The organism is Nocardioides sp. 503 (assembly GCF_004522095.1).
GTDB lineage: Bacteria > Actinomycetota > Actinomycetes > Propionibacteriales > Nocardioidaceae > Nocardioides.
In genome coordinates this window covers 311,113-329,950 of record NZ_SPUI01000002.1, presented here as the reverse complement: position 1 = coordinate 329,950, position 18,838 = coordinate 311,113, and the positions used below count along the sequence as shown (strand labels likewise).

At 69.6% G+C, this 18,838-nt stretch carries 28 protein-coding genes; 18 read left to right on the top strand and 10 right to left on the bottom strand.

Going from position 1 to position 18,838, the window contains the following annotated elements:
- Nucleotides 1-277: 277 nt before the first annotated feature.
- The 7 genes from E4622_RS02550 (at nt 278) to E4622_RS02520 (ending at nt 6,213) form a co-directional block, all read left to right on the top strand.
- A complete protein-coding gene (locus E4622_RS02550; RefSeq protein WP_134738513.1) occupies nt 278-1,081 on the top strand; it encodes a hypothetical protein in 804 nt (267 codons plus the stop codon).
- A gap of 424 nt (nt 1,082-1,505) precedes the next feature.
- Nucleotides 1,506-2,750 (top strand): hypothetical protein, encoded by a 1,245-nt coding sequence (locus E4622_RS02545; RefSeq protein ID WP_134738512.1) that lies wholly within the window; start codon nt 1,506-1,508, stop codon nt 2,748-2,750.
- Nucleotides 2,751-3,062: 312 nt separating this feature from the next.
- Complete coding sequence (locus E4622_RS23095) at nt 3,063-3,488, top strand: hypothetical protein (RefSeq protein WP_245155847.1); 426 nt, start codon at nt 3,063-3,065, stop codon at nt 3,486-3,488.
- Nucleotides 3,489-3,690: 202 nt separating this feature from the next.
- Nucleotides 3,691-4,659, top strand: a complete 969-nt coding sequence (locus E4622_RS23295) for a Shedu anti-phage system protein SduA domain-containing protein (protein WP_134738510.1) — start codon at nt 3,691-3,693, stop codon at nt 4,657-4,659.
- A gap of 390 nt (nt 4,660-5,049) precedes the next feature.
- Nucleotides 5,050-5,499, top strand: coding sequence for a hypothetical protein (locus E4622_RS02530; RefSeq protein ID WP_134738509.1), 450 nt, complete (start codon nt 5,050-5,052; stop codon nt 5,497-5,499).
- Between the two features lie 92 nt (nt 5,500-5,591).
- Nucleotides 5,592-5,828: a hypothetical protein gene (locus E4622_RS02525; protein ID WP_134738508.1), complete on the top strand. Its 237-nt coding sequence runs from the start codon at nt 5,592-5,594 to the stop codon at nt 5,826-5,828.
- A gap of 148 nt (nt 5,829-5,976) precedes the next feature.
- Complete coding sequence (locus E4622_RS02520; RefSeq protein ID WP_134738507.1) at nt 5,977-6,213, top strand: hypothetical protein; 237 nt, start codon at nt 5,977-5,979, stop codon at nt 6,211-6,213.
- 99 nt (nt 6,214-6,312) lie between these two features.
- On the opposite strand, the gene E4622_RS02515 is transcribed toward E4622_RS02520, so the two are convergent.
- Both E4622_RS02515 and E4622_RS02510 read right to left on the bottom strand, forming a co-directional pair.
- Complete coding sequence (locus E4622_RS02515; RefSeq protein ID WP_209021754.1) at nt 6,313-7,614, bottom strand: HNH endonuclease signature motif containing protein; 1,302 nt, start codon at nt 7,612-7,614, stop codon at nt 6,313-6,315.
- A gap of 202 nt (nt 7,615-7,816) precedes the next feature.
- Nucleotides 7,817-8,683, bottom strand: a complete 867-nt coding sequence (locus tag E4622_RS02510; protein ID WP_245155846.1) for a helix-turn-helix transcriptional regulator — start codon at nt 8,681-8,683, stop codon at nt 7,817-7,819.
- 91 nt (nt 8,684-8,774) lie between these two features.
- Here E4622_RS02510 and E4622_RS02505 point away from each other — a divergent pair, with 91 nt between their 5' ends.
- Complete coding sequence (locus E4622_RS02505; RefSeq protein ID WP_134738505.1) at nt 8,775-9,461, top strand: SDR family NAD(P)-dependent oxidoreductase; 687 nt, start codon at nt 8,775-8,777, stop codon at nt 9,459-9,461.
- 8 nt (nt 9,462-9,469) lie between these two features.
- On the opposite strand, the gene E4622_RS02500 is transcribed toward E4622_RS02505, so the two are convergent.
- Entirely contained in the window at nt 9,470-10,297 is an 828-nt protein-coding gene (locus E4622_RS02500; RefSeq protein WP_167735953.1) for a hypothetical protein, read from the bottom strand.
- Between the two features lie 101 nt (nt 10,298-10,398).
- Nucleotides 10,399-10,545 (bottom strand): hypothetical protein, encoded by a 147-nt coding sequence (locus E4622_RS22610; RefSeq protein ID WP_167735952.1) that lies wholly within the window; start codon nt 10,543-10,545, stop codon nt 10,399-10,401.
- 73 nt (nt 10,546-10,618) lie between these two features.
- On the opposite strand from E4622_RS22610, the gene E4622_RS02495 reads away from it, so the two are divergent.
- The 4 genes from E4622_RS02495 to E4622_RS02480 are packed head-to-tail and all read left to right on the top strand — an operon-like array spanning nt 10,619 to nt 12,282.
- Nucleotides 10,619-11,170 carry a GNAT family protein gene (locus tag E4622_RS02495; protein ID WP_134738503.1) on the top strand — a complete coding sequence of 184 codons (552 nt, stop codon included), beginning with the start codon at nt 10,619-10,621 and terminating at the stop codon, nt 11,168-11,170.
- A gap of 48 nt (nt 11,171-11,218) precedes the next feature.
- Entirely contained in the window at nt 11,219-11,545 is a 327-nt protein-coding gene (locus E4622_RS02490) for a hypothetical protein (protein ID WP_134738502.1), read from the top strand.
- A gap of 54 nt (nt 11,546-11,599) precedes the next feature.
- Nucleotides 11,600-12,004 carry a VOC family protein gene (locus E4622_RS02485; protein WP_134738501.1) on the top strand — a complete coding sequence of 135 codons (405 nt, stop codon included), beginning with the start codon at nt 11,600-11,602 and terminating at the stop codon, nt 12,002-12,004.
- Nucleotides 12,001-12,282 carry a helix-turn-helix domain-containing protein gene (locus E4622_RS02480; protein ID WP_134738500.1) on the top strand — a complete coding sequence of 94 codons (282 nt, stop codon included), beginning with the start codon at nt 12,001-12,003 and terminating at the stop codon, nt 12,280-12,282. The genes E4622_RS02485 and E4622_RS02480 overlap by 4 nt, the downstream gene beginning before the upstream one ends.
- A gap of 29 nt (nt 12,283-12,311) precedes the next feature.
- Here the strand turns inward: E4622_RS02480 and E4622_RS02475 are convergent, their stop codons facing one another.
- Nucleotides 12,312-13,325: a hypothetical protein gene (locus E4622_RS02475; RefSeq protein WP_167735951.1), complete on the bottom strand. Its 1,014-nt coding sequence runs from the start codon at nt 13,323-13,325 to the stop codon at nt 12,312-12,314.
- A gap of 63 nt (nt 13,326-13,388) precedes the next feature.
- On the opposite strand from E4622_RS02475, the gene E4622_RS02465 reads away from it, so the two are divergent.
- On the top strand, nt 13,389-13,862 hold the full coding sequence (locus tag E4622_RS02465) for an SRPBCC domain-containing protein (RefSeq protein WP_134738497.1): 474 nt from the start codon (nt 13,389-13,391) through the stop codon (nt 13,860-13,862).
- A 13-nt stretch (nt 13,863-13,875) separates the two neighbouring features.
- Complete coding sequence (locus E4622_RS02460) at nt 13,876-14,325, top strand: hypothetical protein (protein ID WP_134738496.1); 450 nt, start codon at nt 13,876-13,878, stop codon at nt 14,323-14,325.
- Between the two features lie 6 nt (nt 14,326-14,331).
- Here E4622_RS02460 and E4622_RS02455 read toward each other — a convergent pair whose 3' ends face one another.
- Nucleotides 14,332-14,697: a DoxX family protein gene (locus E4622_RS02455; RefSeq protein WP_134738495.1), complete on the bottom strand. Its 366-nt coding sequence runs from the start codon at nt 14,695-14,697 to the stop codon at nt 14,332-14,334.
- Between the two features lie 99 nt (nt 14,698-14,796).
- Between E4622_RS02455 and E4622_RS02450 the strand changes: the two genes are divergently transcribed.
- Together E4622_RS02450 and E4622_RS02445 are read left to right on the top strand one after the other, a co-directional pair.
- On the top strand, nt 14,797-15,183 hold the full coding sequence (locus E4622_RS02450) for a helix-turn-helix domain-containing protein (protein ID WP_134738494.1): 387 nt from the start codon (nt 14,797-14,799) through the stop codon (nt 15,181-15,183).
- The gene (locus E4622_RS02445) at nt 15,180-15,695 is read left to right on the top strand and encodes an NUDIX domain-containing protein (RefSeq protein WP_134738493.1); all 516 of its coding nucleotides are present in this window, start codon (nt 15,180-15,182) and stop codon (nt 15,693-15,695) included. The genes E4622_RS02450 and E4622_RS02445 overlap by 4 nt, the downstream gene beginning before the upstream one ends.
- Nucleotides 15,696-15,702: 7 nt before the next feature.
- Here E4622_RS02445 and E4622_RS02440 read toward each other — a convergent pair whose 3' ends face one another.
- Genes E4622_RS02440 through E4622_RS02430 form a run of 3 tightly spaced genes read right to left on the bottom strand, consistent with a single transcriptional unit; the run spans nt 15,703 to nt 17,255 of the window.
- Nucleotides 15,703-16,176 (bottom strand): SRPBCC family protein, encoded by a 474-nt coding sequence (locus E4622_RS02440; RefSeq protein ID WP_134738492.1) that lies wholly within the window; start codon nt 16,174-16,176, stop codon nt 15,703-15,705.
- Between the two features lie 24 nt (nt 16,177-16,200).
- On the bottom strand, nt 16,201-16,479 hold the full coding sequence (locus tag E4622_RS02435) for a hypothetical protein (protein WP_134738491.1): 279 nt from the start codon (nt 16,477-16,479) through the stop codon (nt 16,201-16,203).
- Between the two features lie 56 nt (nt 16,480-16,535).
- Nucleotides 16,536-17,255, bottom strand: a complete 720-nt coding sequence (locus tag E4622_RS02430) for an SDR family NAD(P)-dependent oxidoreductase (RefSeq protein WP_134738490.1) — start codon at nt 17,253-17,255, stop codon at nt 16,536-16,538.
- 56 nt (nt 17,256-17,311) lie between these two features.
- Here E4622_RS02430 and E4622_RS02425 point away from each other — a divergent pair, with 56 nt between their 5' ends.
- Nucleotides 17,312-17,920: a TetR/AcrR family transcriptional regulator gene (locus tag E4622_RS02425; protein ID WP_134738489.1), complete on the top strand. Its 609-nt coding sequence runs from the start codon at nt 17,312-17,314 to the stop codon at nt 17,918-17,920.
- A 9-nt stretch (nt 17,921-17,929) separates the two neighbouring features.
- On the opposite strand, the gene E4622_RS02420 is transcribed toward E4622_RS02425, so the two are convergent.
- Nucleotides 17,930-18,334 (bottom strand): hypothetical protein, encoded by a 405-nt coding sequence (locus E4622_RS02420; RefSeq protein ID WP_134738488.1) that lies wholly within the window; start codon nt 18,332-18,334, stop codon nt 17,930-17,932.
- A 115-nt stretch (nt 18,335-18,449) separates the two neighbouring features.
- On the opposite strand from E4622_RS02420, the gene E4622_RS02415 reads away from it, so the two are divergent.
- Nucleotides 18,450-18,833 carry a VOC family protein gene (locus E4622_RS02415; RefSeq protein WP_134738487.1) on the top strand — a complete coding sequence of 128 codons (384 nt, stop codon included), beginning with the start codon at nt 18,450-18,452 and terminating at the stop codon, nt 18,831-18,833.
- The last annotated feature ends 5 nt before the right edge of the window (nt 18,834-18,838 follow it).

The window sequence follows — 18,838 nt, the reverse complement described above, 5'->3', positions numbered from 1 at the left end:
CCGCGGGCTCGACGCGTCTGGCCACGGCAGGCACTTCGGCGTACGCCGTTCGGCGTACGGCGGACGGCCCGCACAGGCGGCGGGTGCACCCGGCCACCAGGTGGGTGTCTCGGTCCATGTCAACCTCGCACCCCCGCTGGTACTGACCACTCCGCGTGGATCCGATGAAGTCCTGTCGCGCAGCGCGACCGGCGTGGTAGGACCGGACAGGCGCGGCGTGGGGGCCTGCAACGGATCTGCGTTCCGCCTCAACCCGATCCGACCCCCGGAGACCCACATGCGCAAGAAGTCCTGGCTCTACCTGTTGCCACTCGTCGTCAGCCTGCTGGGGGCCGCCGGTTCGCCCGGGCACGCCGCCGACGCCGCCGAGAGCTGGTCCGTGACCGGAGTGAACTCGACAGGGTGTGCCAGCGGCGACTGGAGCCTCGACGTCCTCGTCGAGAACCTTGACGACGAGGGCGGCTACATCAACCACACGATCGTCACCTCGGGCGGCCTCGTCTACATGAACGAGGACGCGGGGTCCAGCAACGGCTCGGACACCTGGGGGCTCTACTCCTCCAACACCTACGGCCCCACCACGGGCACGTACCCCATCCCGGCAGGGCAGCCCATGAAGGTGGTGCTGCGCATCGAGCGTCCGAAGGGCACGGTGCTGTCGTCGTGGACCATGGAGGCCACGTCGTGCGACAGCGCGGCGCTGCGTTTCAACGGCTCCGACCTCGATGACGACCGCCTCTCCCCGCCGCGGGACAAGTGCCCCACGAGTGCCGCTGCGACGGCCAACGGCTGCCCCCTCGTCACCCGCGCCCTCGCCGTAAGCAGGAAGAGCACCCCCTCGGCGGTCGCCGGACGCCTTCGTGCCCCGGGCTCCCCTGCGTTCGCCGCCCAGCGCAAGGTCCGGGTCTGGAAGGTTCGGCCCGGTCGCGACAAGCTCGTCGCGGTCCGCACCACGACGGCCAAGGGCAAGTTCAGCAAGCGCGTGGCCGCCGGCCGCTACTACGTCACGACCGTGGCCGTGCTGGATCCGGCGACCGGCTACGCCCCCGCGATCAGGTCGCGCACGGTCCGCGTCCGCTGACGGCGCCTGACCCGGGTGGCCCGGGTGGGGTGATGGGCCGAGCGGCGCCTGGTGGCGCGGGCGCGGGAGCGATGCCGGTGGCCGGTGGGGGTCGTGGTCCCGACGGTGTGCGTGCCGTCCGGGTCGGCGATGACGGTGGCCGACCAGCCGAGGGCCTCCTGGGCGAGGTTGTGTCGCTGTTCCTGAGTTCCCTCCAAGATGATGTCTGGCGCCACGTGCGACCCGGTTCGACCCCGCGTGCGCTTACGTCTCGCCGGATGGCTCCGCGCGAGCTCGGGACATTCCGCCCACAGTGACGCACGTCCATGGGTTCCAAAAAATGTCCGGCGCCACGGAGTCGCGGCTCTGCGGCGATCCGAGAGCGTCCGTCGGCGGGAGGCGATACCTTCCGGTTGGAGCCGCCCACCGCCGTAGGAGCAAACGCATGCAGAAGTCATCGTTCGAAGCCCATCCCATCTGGGCCTCAGTTCATCAATTGAACGACCTTCTCCAGCAAGCCGAGCAAAAGGCGACCGCCGGGTCGGAACCTGCGCTTGTTGATCTGCGATATTTTGTTTCGCTCATCAAGTCGCATGCAGACCCGGCCGATGCGGCGCCGTACTCCGCTACTGCTCTAAGTGCGGTCAATGGCAACCTGCCCAACATAACGAACGAGCTCTCCAACTTCATCGCCAACGACAACGTTGGGCACCTGACAAATGCCCAAACGTACGCGGATCAAGTACTTCAACTACTCGGTGCCTGGCCGGTGGCGCCACTTAAGGGCGGTGCCGCCGCACAGGCCAACAAGATCTTTACGGAGTACCGCGATGCTGCGGAAGAGGCACTCTCGAACATTCGTGATTCAAACGTCGCGCTTCAAGACAACCTCAGAGATCAGCAGGCAACCCACGAGGCGGCGGTCGCCGCCCTTCGAGTCGAGATCGCGAACCTGAGCACCAAGATCACTGCCGACGAGGCCCGCCTCGACGTTGCGCTCACCAACAACAACGAAGCTTTCACGACCAAACAGACCGAGCGCGAGGAGAAGTTCAACGAGTTCGTCCAAGAGCAGGGCTTGGCTCTCAAGCATCTGGCCATCAAGGACCTCAACGCGATCCAAGAGGCAGTGCAACAAGCGGACGCGAGGTACAAGGAGATCGACGCACTTCGCGAGGGAACGGAGAAGGTCGCCGGCTTGGCATCTGCGGACATCCTCGCTGGCAAGTACAAGGAGTATTCTGACCAGCAGTGGCGCTGGGGAGTCGGCGCAAACATACTGGGATTTCTGACCCTCGCGCTGGGTGTATGGCTCATCGTGCGCACCGTCAGCAAGGTCAGTGCGGACGAAGACATCACTTGGCAATACACCGGGCTGAAGCTCGGCGTGACCCTCACGATCGTTGCCGCGTCAGCGGTCGCCTTTCGCCTCGGCGGAGTGTTCCTGTCACGCTCCAGCTCCAACAAGCGGATGGAGCTCGAACTCCGCGCCATTGGGCCGTTCTTTGCCGACATCGACGATGAAGACGCAGTGCGTGACGCGAAGAAAGCGTTCGTTGAGAGATCGTTCGGGCAGGGCGGAGGAGGTGGCAAATTTATGGATTCCTCGCACCTGTCCGCTACGGACACCGCTTCGTTGTTAAGGGAGATCCGTGAACTAGCGAAGGCTGTCGCAAGCAAGACTCCTTGAGTGATCACCGCGCGACGGCTGCAGAAGAGCGTCTAACACGCTAGGGACGCATCCTCAGCTGCCATCAGCGGGCGATACGACCGTGGACGCTTCCTGACTTCCGAAGGGTGATTGGGCGGCGCTACGAAGGCCCAGCGATCTTGACGTCATTCCGCCGGCATGAATTATCACGGCACCGACGCCGGTTGCCGCTTGCTCTTTTTCGCAGCGGCACCCGCCTTAGCCTTCGCGGGGCACCCACGTCTCGGTCAGTTCGTTCAAGGCCCCAAATGGGACGTACACGGACGGTGCCGAAACGGACGTGGAGTCAAGGTGACCGCGCTGGTCGTCGAAGAAAATATGGGGACGCAGCACGCTGATGATGGCGTTCTTGTCGATTCCACCAAGGAAAAACGCGTCATTGACCATGACACCCCAGGACTTGAGAGTCTGCACCGCTCGCTTGTGCGACGGGGCATTGCGCGCCGTGACCAGCGCAATGTGCAACCTGACCCGGTAGCCCGGCTCGGAGAGTTGACGCTTGCGTTCGCGCGCTTGGATCTGCGCCACCTGGATGAGAAACGGCTGCAGGGGACCTGGGTTGTGTGCCGAGACCGCATTGGCACTCTCGTGGCTGTGAAACTCAGGCAGCCCGCTCTCCTGCATCACCTGCTCGGAGGCGTCGTCCGCGAGAACGCCGTCGAAGTCGAACGCAATCCGAAGATCATCGTCCTCGTCATCAACCGTTGCGGACGGTAGTACCCGTCCCGTCCCTGCCTTTATGTAGAGTGCGTCATCCCACCGCCTTGGCCCCTCCGTGCCTCTCAGGCGTTCAGTCGGGCCCTGGGGCATCCGAGCCGCCGCTGGGGCGACGCTCAAGCTGTTTGGGCGACGGTGAGCTGGCGTCGAACGACGGTTGTTTGACGACCGATGCGCAGCGATAGGACGCTAGCGTGGGCGGATGCCTGATGAGTGGTCAAACTCTGCGCTTGACGGAGCGCCCCAGCGCCGCAGCATCGCGCGCGCAACGCGCCTTCGCTTGATGGCACTCGCCGGCAACCGGTGCAGTTTTCCCGGTTGTGAGCTGGTGCAGGAAGACCAAGGCATGCCCCTACTCACACTGTCCCACATTGTTAGCCGTCGGGACGCTGGTGCCCTCTCGCCGGACCAGGTAGCAAGCGAGTCCAACCTGATCGTCTTGTGCCCAGCTCACAACCACGTGACCGCTGCAAGCACTAGGTACACGGCGGAGTGGCTTAAGCAGGTGAAGGCAACGCACGAACGGCGCGTACGCGAAGGGATTGAGTTGGCTGCTACGCCAGCACCTAGGCGAGTGTCGACAACCGTCCGAGGTCCACTAGTAGACGCTCTGGACACCTGGAATGCGCGCGACGGTCAGGAAACGGAGGAACACTGGCAACAGCTGCTGATGGCAACGCCTGCCTGCTTCGCCATGATGCTGCAAGGTCGCGCCTTTCGGCTTGGAGGTAAGAGCTATGTCGGAGGCAAGCGTGTCGACAACCGCGGCGGCAACGAACTCGACTTCCTAGCTGTCCATGCGACCAGCCTCGCTTGCATCGAGATCAAGACCGCATCGGCTGGTCTGCTTGGCAAGAGGTACCGAGGGAATGTAGTGCTTCCTAGTGAGGAACTCGTCGGCGGATGCGTTCAGGTTCTCGAGAGCCGTAGGTCCCTCATGCAGAATCTCGACCTACTCAATGCCCGTGCGGAACCTGTGGACCGCCTCACGGCCGACTCCCCACCAATGTGTTTCGTCGTTATTGGCGACTTGTCTCGAGAAAATTTCACAGTGGCAGAACGAACCTCATTCGATCTCTTCCGCAGGAGTCTCCGCGACGTGCAGGTGTACACCTTCGACGAGCTGTTCGATGGTGTTGCGCAGATATTGGAGGTTACGGAGCCTGCGTGACTACGGCATTATCCGGGCGCCAGCAGTTGCGACCAGCGTTGGTCAGGCGCTGATGTGCCCGGACGTGCGTGCTTCCGCCGCCTGCTCGCCGCTCCCGCCGCTGATCGAACCGAACTGTCGGTGGCGTCTGTTTCTGTGTCCATATGACAATCGATGAACGGCTAGATCGTCTCGAGCAGCTTGTGCTGGCTCTGGCTGATAACCACACGAGCACGACAGCACTGGCGCATCCCGCCGCTCGAATCAGAGCGCTTGAAGAGACCATCGAGCGGCTGGGGCGCGAGCTGCAGGCAAGACGACGCGAGCTGAGCTAGGTCATTCCACCGCGAACCGGACGCACTGATCTGCCGATGAGGGGTCACCCACGTAGCGACGGGATACGGTTCCCTCGTGTCTGACTCTGCGCTTGTGATCGAGGCGGACCCGACGGTCACCGAGCACACCTGCGCTCGCTGCTCGCAGCCGTTTCAACGAGTTCAGGGCTACGTGCATCGGGATGGCGATGCGCACGCGGTCTACATAGCCTCCTGCTACCACCACGACGGTCACGAGGTCTTCATCGATGCAGTGTTCAGCCGGACATGGGAGGACGCAGCGGACGATCATTTCACCTTCGGATGCCGGGTCGGCCAGGTCGCTGGTCAGTCCGATCCCGGAGCGTCGCTGACCACTGGCGCGACTGCGTTCACTCACAGTCCGTTCTTCGGACGGAAGTTGTCTCGTGAGGAAGCGATAGGTCATCCGCTCATCGGTGACTTCTGGGCGCTCGTCGACCACATCCTCGTCCGCGACCCTGTCGTCCGTGACCACGTCTACGGACCGGGTGCGGAGTTCGCTTAGGACGCCCGCTCAAGCCGCGATCCGTCTGTTCTCTCACGCCGCGTTCCGTTCGCTACCCGTGCGAGTCGCTTCTCACCCACAGGCACGCCATCGTGGTCAGCCGGGAGGAACAGTTGGTAGTGCCGGTGCGCGATCCCGTCGGTCACCTGTCCGAGGCGGGCGCCCCCGGCCTCGTGGGTTTCCAGTTCGGCGAGTGCTTGGCCGAACCCTCCGTGGTCCAGCCCGATCGCGTCAACGTGATCCCGTCTGCGCTGGAAGATCGTGATCAACTCGGCGACCGCCACTGTCCCCTCGAACACCTCGAACTCGGCGCCTTGTGCGACCGCTGACAAGCATTCCTGGGACGCCGGGTCGGGGCGCTGTAAGGACTTGATGAGGGCGTCCCGGTCCATAGCGGCATGATGGCACCGAACGTCCGGATCTGCCGCGAAACGATCGGTCGTGCCGATGAACGGTCGCGCCGAGTAGCCTGCCGCCATGTTCTCGGTAGGAGTGGTCACGGCGGTGCGCGGGGCCTTCTCGCTAGCCGGTTATGACGGGGACCTGCGCACACTCCCGATCACTTCTGAGGACGAGCGGATTTTCGTGCTTTCACAAAGCGACCTGCTCGCTCTACGCGATATCCGGACGCTGGAGCAGGTTCTCCAGCAAGTGCTGGGGCGCAAGGTGTGGATCGTGGACTCCATCAACGAGGACACCGTCCCGTTCGCCTGAGACGCACTCCCATGCTGCGATCCGCGCGCAGGCAAAGCGCCTTTCCACCGCGCTAGACCCGCGCTCCTGCCAGAGTGCGCGCGGCAGCTGCACGTTGGCTCAAGCCGTGAGCTCTAAGCCGGGCGGTCCGGATGAGGTCGAGACGCGATCAGCGCCTGGTGGCGCGGGCGCCCGGGACCGATGTCGGTGACCCGTGGGTGTGGTGGTCTCCACGGTGTGCGTGCCGTCCGGATCGAGGATGGCGATCGCGGACCAGCCGAGGGCCTCCTTGGCGAGATTGTGGCGCTCGCAGAGGCCCTGGGTGTTGGCTCCGGTCGTCTTGCCGCCGTCGGCCCAGGCCGTCACGTGGTCGGTCTGGCGGATCGGGGCGCCGCACCAGGGGATGCGGCAGATGCCCTGGTCGCGGGTGGCGACGAAGTCGGCGAGGCCGGCGGGGGCGCAGCGGGCGCGGGAGTCCATGGCGACCAGCTGGCCGGTCGTCGGAGCGACGTAGAGGCGACGGATCCAGGCGCGGGTGGCGCACATGGCGCCGACCACGAACGCGCGGGCCCAGGGGGCGGGGACCGGGCCGTAGCCCTCGACGTGGGCGGCGTCGTCGGTTTGGCCGAAGAGGGACGCATCGGTCATCACGAGCTTGATCTCGACCCGAGGCGCCTCCTCGGCCGGGCGGCCGGTGACGCGCTCGACGAGGGTGTCGGCCATGACCTGGCCCTTGGAGCGCTCGTCGCCCTGGGCACGGGCGGTCGCCGCCATGGCCAGGAGCACGGCGTAGATGTTGACCGCCTGCTTCACGGGGAGCAGCGCGGTGACCCAGCACATCGTGTCGGGCGCGGGACGGATCGAGACGTGGCGCTCGGACTCGGCCCGGCGGGCGCGCTCGGCGACGGACGCGGGGTCGAGCTCGCAGGCGAGCTTCTTGGCCGCGCGGGTCAGGGCGAGGTCGCTCATCGTCGCAGCCTCTCCCCCGGCGCACAGGCGCTCGTCGACGGTGCGGCGGTCGGCGAGCGAGAGGCAGGCGGTCTCGCGGACGAGAATGGTGGCGCGCCACTCGTTGAGCCGCCCGTCGCGCATCAGGGCCCGCGTGTGCGGCATCTCGTGCTCGAGGACCTTGGCGAGGCCGAGCAGCCGGGCGCCCTTGGCCGCCGACTCACGGCGGGCCAGGCCGACCTGCTCGGCGATGCCCTCCCCGACCCGCGCCGGGCGCACCCCGGCCTCGACCTGGGCCGCGCGCTGCGACTCGTCGAGGCGGACGGCGGCGGCGGCCTGCGCGGCCGCGGCGCTGCACTTCAGCTCCTCCGCCTCGCGGATCAGGTCGACCAGCTGGGCGTCCGAGAGGTCGCTCGGTGCCTCCGCGAGGGCAGCCTTCGCCTCGTGGAGGGCGGCCATGGACGTCTCGAACATGTCCTCGACGCTAGGCCGGATCGCCGACTGTTGAGGAGCAGACGTACGTCGTCTGTGGAGCAGGCGTGCGCGAGCGCTCGACTGTGGACACTTCCTGGCCTATCGAAGCGCTGAGCCGCCCCTCTGGGGTGGTTTCGAGGCTCGCTTGGCCCGCACCTCAACCACCGGGTGGGGTGGTGGCGAGGCTCGCTTCGCTCGCACCTCAACCAGCGGCGGCGACGGGTGTCCTCGTCGGCAGGTCCGCGGACCCGAGGAAGGCGAGCTTGTAGGCGTCGGCGGAGCCGGCGTCGGCGTGGTAGACGACGAGCATCAGGTCCTCGGTCCCGCCGATGGCCAGGCGCTCGCGGTTGAGGGTGAGCGGGCCGACCTTCGGGTGGTCGAAGCGGATGGGGGTGCCGCGCTGGCTGCGCACCTCGTAGCGGGCCCAGAGCTCGCGGAAGTGCCCGCTGTGCGCGGACAGCTCGGCGGTGAGCTCGAGGTAGCGAGGGTCGTCGAGGTCGTTGCCGACGGCCTGGCGCAGGTTGGCGACGAAGCACTCCGAGACGTTCTTCCAGTCGGGGTGCAGCGCCTGCTCGGCCGGCTGGAGGAACAGGTCGCGCAGCTGGTTGCCGCCCGGCGCGAGTCGCGGCGACAGCGCCCGGGCGAGGCCGTTGGAGGCGACGATGTCGAAGTAGCGGCCCTCGATGAACGCCGGCTGCGCGAGGGACTCCAGCAGCTTGAGGGCGCCGAGCGGCGGCTCCTCGTCACCTGTCCGCCGTACGCGGGGGCGAGGGGCCTGCGAGACCAGGCTGCGCAGGTGGGCGACGTGCTCGGCGTCGAGGCGCAGCACGCGCGCGAGCGCCTCCAGCACCTGCCCCGACGGGTTGCGGTCGCGGCCGCGTTCGAGGCGGAGGTAGTAGTCGGCGCTGATGCCGGCCAGCATCGCGACCTCCTCGCGCCGCAGCCCCGGCACCCGGCGCACGCCCATGGTGGGGATGCCGGCCTGCTGCGGGGTGACCAGCTGGCGACGGGCGCGGAGGTACTCGCCGAGCGGGTTCCTCGTCGACGCCGGCAGCGGGGGTCCTGCCACACCCCAGGCTGAGGAGGGCTCTGTCTGGGCGGTGTCGGCGTGCATAGCGTCTCTAACAGCCCAGGAGGGCGAAACATTTCGAGGAGAGACCATGACCGTCACACTGATCACCGGCGCCAACAAGGGCATCGGCTACGAGACCGCCCGCGAGCTCGTGGAGCTGGGCCACACCGTCTACGTCGGCGCGCGCTCCGCCGAGCGCGGCGAGAGGGCCGCCGGCGAGCTCGGCGCGCGGTTCGTGCAGCTCGACGTGACCGACGACGACTCGGTGAGGACCGCGCTGGCGACCATCGAGGAGGACGAGGGCGGCCTCGACGTCCTCGTCAACAACGCCGGCATCCTCGACGCCAGTGCCCTGGACGGCCCGACGGCGCTGCGCAGCTTCGACACCAACGCCGTCGGCATCGTGCGGGTCACCGAGGCCGCACTCCCGCTGCTGCGCAGGTCCGAGAGCCCGAACGTCGTCAACGTGTCCAGCAGCATGGGCTCCTTCTGGGCCGTGACCAACCCCGAGCGCCCGGAGTTCGGCCTGCCCCTCGCGCTGTACGCCGCGACCAAGGCGGCGGCCACGATGCTGACCGTGCAGTACGCGAAGGCCGAGCCGGCGATCCGCTTCAACGCGGTCGAGCCGGGGGCCACCGCCACCGACATGACCGCCGCGTGGGGCATCGGTCGCCCGGTGGCCGAGAGCACCCGGACCGTCGTACGCCTGGCGACGCTCGGCGCCGACGGCCCGACCGGCACGCTCCAGGACGAGAACGGCACCCTGCCCTGGTAGGAGCCGACCTACCCGAGCCGGCGCCAGGTCCAGTCCGACGGACGCACCCGCACCGCCTTCGTCACGCGTCCCGGCTCGGCCGCGGCCGCTCGGAGGGCGCGCTGGAAGCGGGCGACGCCGCGCTTGCGGTTGACGGACAGCAGGCCGAGGTCGTAGCGCTGCCCGCTGTAGTCGCGGGATATGCAGGAGCCCACGCGCAGACCGGTGATCTTGCCGTAGCCCGACGACCGGAGCACGGTGTCGGTGGAGTTGGGGCCGTCATCGGCGACGACGTGGAGCGCGCCCGCCCTGTCGGTGTAGTAGACGAGCCTCCCGAAGTCCGTCTCCAGGGCCGTCATCGCGGTGGCGGTGCTGAGGGACACCGGCAGCTTCATGGGCCGGACGAACCGCGCACCGTTCCAGGTCTTGCGATGCAGTGAGCCGTCTGCCGCGACCCAGTAGATGTGGCCGTCGGTGACGCTCACGCGTCGGCTCGGGTAGCCCCGGCCGACGATCTTGCTCACCCGTACGTCCAGGGCGCTGCCGGTGTGCCACTCGGTCTCGACGAGTCGCACCTTGCCGTCCGTGGCCGCGACGAGCTGGTTCGTCGTCTCGGTGCCCGGCCAGCGGTTGAGGCTGACCAGCGCCCACGAGATCGGTCGCCAGTCGACCGTGCCACGTGACGTCTTGGAGACCTCGACCCGCGCGTTCTCCACCCGACGGAACTTGATCCGACCGCTCGCGGTGTGACCGAACACGTCCATCCCGCATCGGTACGCCGGGCGTTGCGCCGCGGCCGGGGCCGACGCAGCGGCGGACGCGGAGGTCGTGGGCGCGACGGCCGTCGTGCTCAGCACGGCCGAACCTACGGTGGAAAGGACGAGGGCGAGGACCCGAGAGCGCTTCATCATCGGGTCAACCTAGACGACCCGGCGCGTCCTCGCAGACGATCGGGCGGCTAGGTGCGCTGCTGCAGGAACGTGATGACCGCGAACACCAGCGCGATCGTGACCAGCACCGCGAGGAGCGCCAGCAGCGAGGGCAGCTTCTTGCGCGGCTCGGCGTTCAGCGGCTGCTCGGTCGTGGGGTGCTCGCGCTCGTCCATGCCCCGCCGGTGCCCGGCAGGGCCGCGATCATTCCGGTTGCCGCCCATGGCAGCCGCGGCTCACCATGACCGCATGCCCCTGCCCACGCCCCACCTGCAGACGGCGCGGCTACGCCTGCGGCCGTTCGTCGACGCCGACGCGGACGCGCTCTACGCCCTGCACAGCAACGCCCACGTGCTGCGCTACTGGGACTCACCGCCGTGGACCGATCGGAGCCGCCTCGAGCGCTTCCTCGCCTCGTGCCGGCAGGTGGAAGCGGAGGGCACCGGCGCCCGGCTCGTCCTCGAGCACGCGTCGGACGGCGCGTTCCTCGGCTGGATCGGCCTGACCCACTGGGACGCGACGCACCACAAGGCCTCCCTCGGCTACGTCCTCGCCGAGGCCGCCTGGGGCCACGGCTACGCGACCGAGGCCGCGCGGGCCGTCCTCCAGTGGGCCTTCGACACCCTCGGCCTCAACCGCGTCCAGGCCGAGACCGACACCCGCAACCTCGCCTCCGCCCGCGTCCTCGAGAAGCTCGGCTTCGTGCACGAGGGCACGCTCCGCGAGGACTGCGTCGTCGACGGTGACCTGTCCGACTCGTGGGTCTTCGGCCTGCTCCGGCGCGAGTGGCGGGCGACGTAGCCACGCGGACCTCTGGCGGCCACGCCCGAACCGGCGCACACTGACCGCATGCGCACCCTCACCCGTCGCCTCGCCCCGCACTCCCGCACCGCCTGGCTCACCTTCGCCGGGGTCGCGGTGGTGGCGCTGGTCGTCGCGATGTCGACGATCGTGCTGAACCACGGTGGCCGGATGGCGGTCGTCGCAACCGCGTTCACCTGGCTCGTGGCAGTGGTCGTCCTGGCCGCCTTCCTCGACGCCGTCCTGGTGCCGGGCAACCCCGACGTACGTCGTCGCGCCGGCCACACTGCGGGCTGGAGCGGCGTCGGCGCTGTGAGCGTGTCCGAAGGCGGCGGCCACGGAGGCGTCGGCGACGGCGGATCTTCCAGCAGCTGACCTGTCGGGACGGCCTCTCTGGACATCCCACTTGCATTTTGCAAGTATCAACGCATGAGCCTCTTCATCACCTGCCCTGTCGAGAGTGTCGAGCGCGCCACCGCGTTCTACACCGCGCTCGGCTGGACCCTCAACGCCGAGATGTCCGACCACAACGTGTCCTGCTTCGCCATCGCGCCCGAGCAGTACGTCATGCTCGGCAGCCGCGAGATGTACGCCGGCGTCGGCGGGGTCGAGGAGCTCGTCGGTGGACCCGAGACGCCCTCGAAGGTCACGGTCTCGTTCGACCTCGGCAGCCGGGAGGCGGTGGACGAGCTCGTCGAACGTGCCGGGCACGCCGGCGGGCGCATCGGCGACACCGACGACTACCCCTTCATGTACCAGCGCCAGTTCGACGACCTCGACGGTTACCACTACTCGCCGTTCTGGATGAAGCCGGACGCCGACCCGACCGCGTGAGCGACCTCGCTGCGGCCCTCGACATCCTCGGACCCCGGTGGGCACTGCTCATCGTCGAGCGACTGCTCGACGGTCCGCAGCGCTACGGCGACCTGCAGCGCGACCTCGGAGTGCCGACGAACATGCTTGCGACCCGCCTGCGTGAGCTCGAGGCGGCCGGAGTGCTGACTCGTCTGCCCCTGCGGCACAACACCCGGGCCTACGCGCTGACCGACCGTGGACTGGCCTTGCGCGACGCGATCGAAGCGCTCGGACGCTGGGGCGCCGAGGAGGGATGACTGCGGTGCGGTCGAGCGGGCGACTCCGCTCAGCGCAGCACGGACTTCACGATCCTCGGGCGGCGCGCGCCCAGGAAGAAGATGCCGGGCAGGCCCTGGGTCTCGAAGCCGCGACTGGGGTTGCGGATGAGGCGCGAGCGGCGGACCAGCATGGTGCCGGTGCGGTCGTTGCTGACGAAGAAGACGGCGCCGCCGCCCTCGCGAGCCACGTTGCCGCGCATCGTCGTGCGGATGAGCGACAGGGTGAACCGGTTGCCGTCGAGGTAGATGGCGCCGCCGCTGCCGCCGCCGGGGGTGCCGGGGCGGGCGGGGTTGGCGCCGCGGCCGAGGGCGCGGTTGGCGAGGAAGGTGCTGTCCTGGATCCGCCAGGAGACGCCGATGCTGCTGAGGGCGGCGCCGTTGCTGCAGCGCCCGTTCTTGAAGGTGCTGCCGACGACCTGCACGGGGCGGTCGCGGTACTGGTCGAGCACGCGGACGGCTCCTCCGCCCAGGTCGGGGCCGCGGCGGTCGCAGCGGTTGCCGAGGAAGGTCGAGCCCACGATCTTGAGCTGGCCGCCGCGGACGAAGACGGCGCCGCCGCCACCGCCGTCGTAGCGCTGGCCGGTGGAGCTGCCGCGTGCGAGCGTGAGGTTGCGGAGGGTGAGGCGCGGGGTGGCCTGGTCGTCGCAGTGGGAGGTCGTCCAGGTCTGCTGCGGGTCGCAGGTGTTCTGGTAGAGGATCCGGCGCCGGCCCATCCCGCTCAGGGTCACGCGGCCGCCGCCGTCGATGACGACGGAGGGGGACGTGTTGACGACCTTGGCGGTACGGCGCATCTTGATGGTCACCGGCCGCGGACCGCAGTCGAAGCGGACCAGGCCGCCGCGGGCGACGGCGCGCACCACTGCGGCGGACGTGCAGCTGGAGGGCGAGCCGTTGCCCACCGTCTGGGTGGCGGCCCGGGCGACGCGGCTGTGCCCCACGACGTACGTCGCGGCGGTCGACGCCGTCGGAACCAGGCCGACCGTGGCGAGGGCGGTGAGGACGGCGACCGAGAGGCGGAGCATCCGTCGATCGTACGGCGGTCGGTCCTGGCCACCCGGGGCCCGAGACTTTGGCATCCTGCAGGCATGTCACGGACAGACGAGGCGTCCCGGGTGGTCGACGCGGACGTCCCCCGGGTGTTCGCCGCGCTCGTGGACGAGGCGGCGCTGGAGCAGTGGCTGCCGCCCAACGGGATGACCGGGCGGTTCGAGCACTTCGACGCGCGGGCCGGGGGCTCCTACCGGCTCGTCCTGACCTACCCCGAGGAGTCGGCCGGCGCCGGCAAGACGACGGCGGGCTCCGACGTCGTCGAGGTCCGGTTCGTGGAGGTGGTCCCCGACGTCCGAGTCGTGCAGGCGGTGGACTTCGTGTCCGACGACCCGGCGTTCGCGGGCACGATGACGATGACCTGGGAGGTCTCCGCGGAGGGCGGCGGGACGCGCGTGACGATCCGCGCGGACGACGTACCGTCCGGCATCGGCGCGGAGGACCACCAGGTCGGGCTCAGCTCGTCGCTGGCGCAGCTGGAGGATTTCGTCGCGCGGTCTCGTCCCGCCTGAGAGGATCACGCCCGTGAGACTCGTGCTGGTCCTGGCCTTCGTCACGGTGCTGAGCGCCTGCCAGTCCACCGGGGACTCGACACCGACCGCGGCGCCCACCGCCTACGAGTGCCCGGAGTACCCGGTGTGGCACCGCAACCTGGACCTGGTCGAGGACGAGGGACACCCGTCGCCGCGGGCGGCGGTCCGCGACGCGGCCGGCGACGAGGTCGAGGTCGGGGACGTCCGCCGGACAGGGCGGTCGTCGGAGGTCGACGTCCGGCTCGCGGGCGAGGACGGGGTCTTCTTCGTCGACCGGGTCGCCTCCGGTTGGCTCGTCGAGGGCGGCGAGGGTTGCGCGGTGATGCCGGCAAGCGACAAGGTCCTGGGCCCGGACGAGGAGTGCGCCGGCGGTGACCCGACTCCCCCGAGCGACCTCGAGGAGGGCGACGAGTGGATCTACGGCTGCATGCTCGGGGAGTGAGCGGCCTCAGAACGCCGTCGCGAGCCAGGCCGCGACGGCAGCGAGGACGACCAGGACGACGTTCATGATCGAGTCCCGCCGCTCGCCCCGCCGCCAGTGGACGCGCCACGCGAGCACCTGCAGCACCGCGAGCCCGACGGCAGCTGCGATCGCCAGCCCCACGGCGATGTCGAGGGCCGGCGGGAGCACCAGGCCGAGGGCGCCGAGGAGCTCGACGACGCCGATGACCCGGACCACCGGCATCGGTACGTCGGTGCCGGCCCAGGCCATCATCGGCTGCAGCTGCTCCTGGCTGCGCACGACCTTCACGGCGCCGCCGTAGGCGTAGAACGTGGCGAGCAGACCGGCGGTGATCCAGTACGCGGTCTCCATGGTGGCTCCTTGGTCGTCGTCGGCAACTAGGGTCATCCTGGGCGACTTCCAGGAGGCCTACAAAAGGCACACCGGTGTGCGTGAGGGACAGGGACGTCCGTGTCGAAGTACGAGAAGACCTGCTTGATCCGCGGCGACGGCGGCCGCGCGATCCGCGGCATCCTCGACCGGATCGGCGACAAGTGGACCCTGCTGGTCGTGGCCACGCTGGACGGTCCGGCGCTGCGCTTCTCCGAGCTGCAACGGCGGATCCCCGGCATCTCCCAGCGGATGCTGACCCGCACCGTGCGCAACCTCGAGCGCGACGGGCTTGTGTCGCGCACGGTCTACGCCGAGGTCCCGCCGCGCGTCGAGTACGCGCTGACCGGGACCGGGCGCACGCTGATCGCGCCGGCCGTGGCGCTCGCCGAGTGGGCCGTCGACCACAACCCGGAGATCGAGGAGCACCAGGCGACCTACGACTCGGACCAGGACCAGGCGCCGTGACACGTACTCCCGCGAGCCCACGGCTGCGACGCACCGTGCGGGCGGTCGTCCTGGACGACGACTGCGTCCTGCTGTGCCGCTTCCGTCCGCCGCACCCGGCCGTGCCGGCCGGCGCGACGGGCGTCTGGGCGGCGGTCGGCGGCGGCGTCGAGCCTGGCGAGCAGCCGCTCGAGGCGCTGCGCCGCGAGCTGCACGAGGAGACGGGGCTCGTCGTCGAGGCCGACCCACCGCACGTCTGGCACCAGGAGCTGGCCATGCCCGGCCTTGAGGGCGAGTACGACGGGCTGGTCAACGACTACTTCCTGGTCCGCACCCCCCGCTTCGAGCCCCGCGGCGCCTTCTCCGACGAGCAGCTCGCCGATGAGCTCATCAGCGAGCTGCGGTGGTGGCGACTCGCCGACATCGCGGGCTACGGCGGCCCGGACCTGTTCTCGCCCCGCGACCTCGCCGCGCCGCTCGCGGCGTTGGTCGCCGGCGACGTACCGAGCACGCCGGTGACGCTCGGCCTGTGACCCGGCCTCAGACGGCCTCGAGCACGTCGGGGTTGGCGCAGGCCCGGGCGAACGCCGAGATGCGGGCGCGGATCTCGCGGCCGAGCAGCCACCGGCCGATCGGGTTGGCGACCGGCGCCAGCCAGCTCGGGCGGGCCGACCAGGTGTACTTCCACACGGCTCGGGTCCCGGCGACGCCGTCCCGCTCCTCGGGGGTGAAGCGCCAGCCGCCGCCGAAGGTCGCGAAGAACCACGGCCCCTTCTCCATCGTCATGCCCACCGAGGTGGGCGGCCGGTAGGAGACGTAGCGGCTGATCATCGTCGGCCCGACCCGGGCCTTGGTGAGGGTCCGGACGTCCTTGCCGGGCCGGTCGGCGTCGATCAGGTGCTGGTGGCGGATGAACGGGTCCCAGCTCAACCGGACCTCGCCCGTCGTCTGGGAGACGGCGAACGCCACCTCGGGCGCCACCCCGACCCACGCTTCTGCGGTCACCTGGGGCATGCGCGGCAGCATGTCACGGGGCAGTCAGGAGCCCGCCAGCTCCTCCCGGAGGGCGATGACCTCCGCGAGGGCCTGCTCGGCGGTGGCCGTCGCCACGGTCAGGGCCTTGATCAGCGTCGTGATGTCCACCTTCTGGCGGACGGCCGGGCTGCGCAGCGCCTCGTCCAGGTCGAGGCCGAGGTCCCCGACGGCGCGCAGCTGGTCCCGGAGCTCCTGGAGGCTCTGATGGCCGGTCCGTCCCTCGATCCTGACGTCGCGCTCCGCCTGCGCCTGCGGAGTTCTGCTGATCTTGAAGAGACCCATGGGGCACGTCCTTCAGTTGGCTCGGTGAGGCGCGCAGCATGGCACGGACGGTGGGGTCAGCGGGTGCCGCCGTACGCCGCGGGGACGAGGTCCGCGCGCGGCGCACCGCTCCGGATGAGCTCGACGATCGCGTCGGCGACCTGCTCGGGGCTGTCGAAGACCGCGCCGGCCGTCATCTCCTCGGCGGCCTCGCGCCCGGCTCGGATCGAGCTGAGGAACTCCGTGCTCGTGGCGAACGGGATCATCGTCGACACCGTGATCCCGGTGCCCTCGAGCTCGTTGCGGGCGATGGCGGAGAGCCGCTCGAGGGCGATCTTGGACGCGACGTAGGCGCCCGTGCCGGGCACGTCGGCGAAGGTCGTGCCGGAGCTGACGTTGACGATGCTGCCCGTCCGCTGGCGGCGCATGGTGGGCAGCACGGCCTGCGTGAGCGCGAGCGGGGCGACGAGGTTGAGCTCCAGCAGCGCCCGGAAGTCGTCCAGTCCGATCTCCTCGGTCGTCGCCTGGAGGCCCTGCCCGGCGTTGTTGACGAGGACGTCGATGCGTCCGTACTCCTCCAGCGCGGCCCCCACCAGCGCGTCCACCTGGGTCTGATCGGTGACGTCGCAGCGCACGGCGACGGCCCGGCCGAGCTGCGCCGCGAGGTCGCGCACGCGGTCCTCGCGACGGGCCGCGAGCACCAGACGGGCGCCGGCCCGGTTCGCGGCCCGGGCGGTCGCGGCGCCGATGCCCGACGACGCCCCGGTGATGACGATGACTGAGTCGTGAAGTTCCATGCCACTTACGCTACCGCGTCGTAGCGTAAGTGCGGCATCGCCGGTAGCCTGCCTGCGTGACCACCTCCGGCACGGGACGCACCGGCCGCCCCTATGACCACTCGCGCGACGGGCTGATGCTGGCCAGCACGCTCGACCTGGTCGCGGAGCGTGGCTACGAGCGGCTCACCGTGGACGAGGTGGCCGCGCGGACCGGCAAGGCCAAGACCACGCTCTACCGGCGGTGGCCCACCAAGGAGGCACTCGTCCTGGCCGCCATCCGCGACGCCGGACGCCCTCCCGAGGCCGACGCACTGCCCGACACCGGGTCCCTGCGCGCGGACCTGCTCGCAGTCGTCGACTCCCCCTGGCTCGGCGGCCTGGACCGGCGGATGGCCGTCTTCGCTGGCCTCGCCTCCGCCATCCGCAGCTCCGAGCGGCTGGCCGCCGTCGTCCGCTCCGAGGTCACCGAGCCCTACGTCGAGGTCTACCGGCGACTGCTGCACCGCGCGGTCGACCGCGGGGAGGTCGGCACGGACCGCTCGGCGAGCATCCCGGTCCTGGCCGAGGTGATCCCGGCGATGAGCACGCACCGTCTCGGCGCCGGCGGAGGGTCGGTCGGACGGGCCTTCTTCGTGTCCGTCGTGGACGACGTGGTGCTCGCCGCGCTGCGCGTGCCGCAGTGACGCCCCGCCTCAGTCGCCCGCGCACTCCTCGGGTGTCAGATCACGGACCTGCTCCTCGGTGCACTCCGTGTCGAAGGACGCAGGCACCTGGTACATGACAGCGGTGGCCGTCGCCGACACGAGGACTCCGGCGACGACGCCACTCCACCTGACCTTGACCACCGCGTAGGTCGCGCACGCCAGGAACACGAGGAGCGGCAGCAGGAGCTGTGCGGTGGCGAAGAAGCCGTCGCCGGCGCCCTCGCACCACCGTCCCGCACGCGAGGCGGGCGCCGCGTAGGCGTATCCCCCGTCGCCGCCACAGGTGAAGAGGGCGGTCGCCACGGCGCCGAACCAGGTCAGCACCACGCAGACGAACAGGCCCCCGACAGCCACTGCGCCGATGGCGGCTCGTTGCGATGTCTGTGAGGGCACGGCCGGAGTATCCAGCGGTCAGCCGCCGATGCGCATGAGCATCCGTACTCCCGTCCGCCTGACGTGCGAGCAGAGGTCGAGCGGGTCTGTCCGTGGCCGGGTCTACCGTGCCGGCATGGCTACTCACTGGACGCTCGGCTGCGACGCCACCGACCCCCATGCCCTGGCCGCCTTCTGGGCCCAGGCGCTCGGCTACGTCCTCGAGCCGGGATACGACGACCCCGACGGCGCCTCCCTCGTCGACCCCGACGGGGTCGGTGCGGCGATCTCGTTCCTGCGTGTGCCGGAGGGCAAGAGCGCCAAGAACCGCATGCACATCGACGTCCGCGTCGCGGGCGAGCCGCCGTGGGACCTCGCGGAGCGAGAGCGGCTCATCCGCGCCAAGGTCGAGGAGCTGCAGGGCGCCGGGGCGACCCACGTCCGCGAGCAGCACTACGACGGCGTGCTGGGCCACGTGGTGATGCTCGACCCCGAGGGCAACGAGCTCTGCGTGGCCTGACCCCC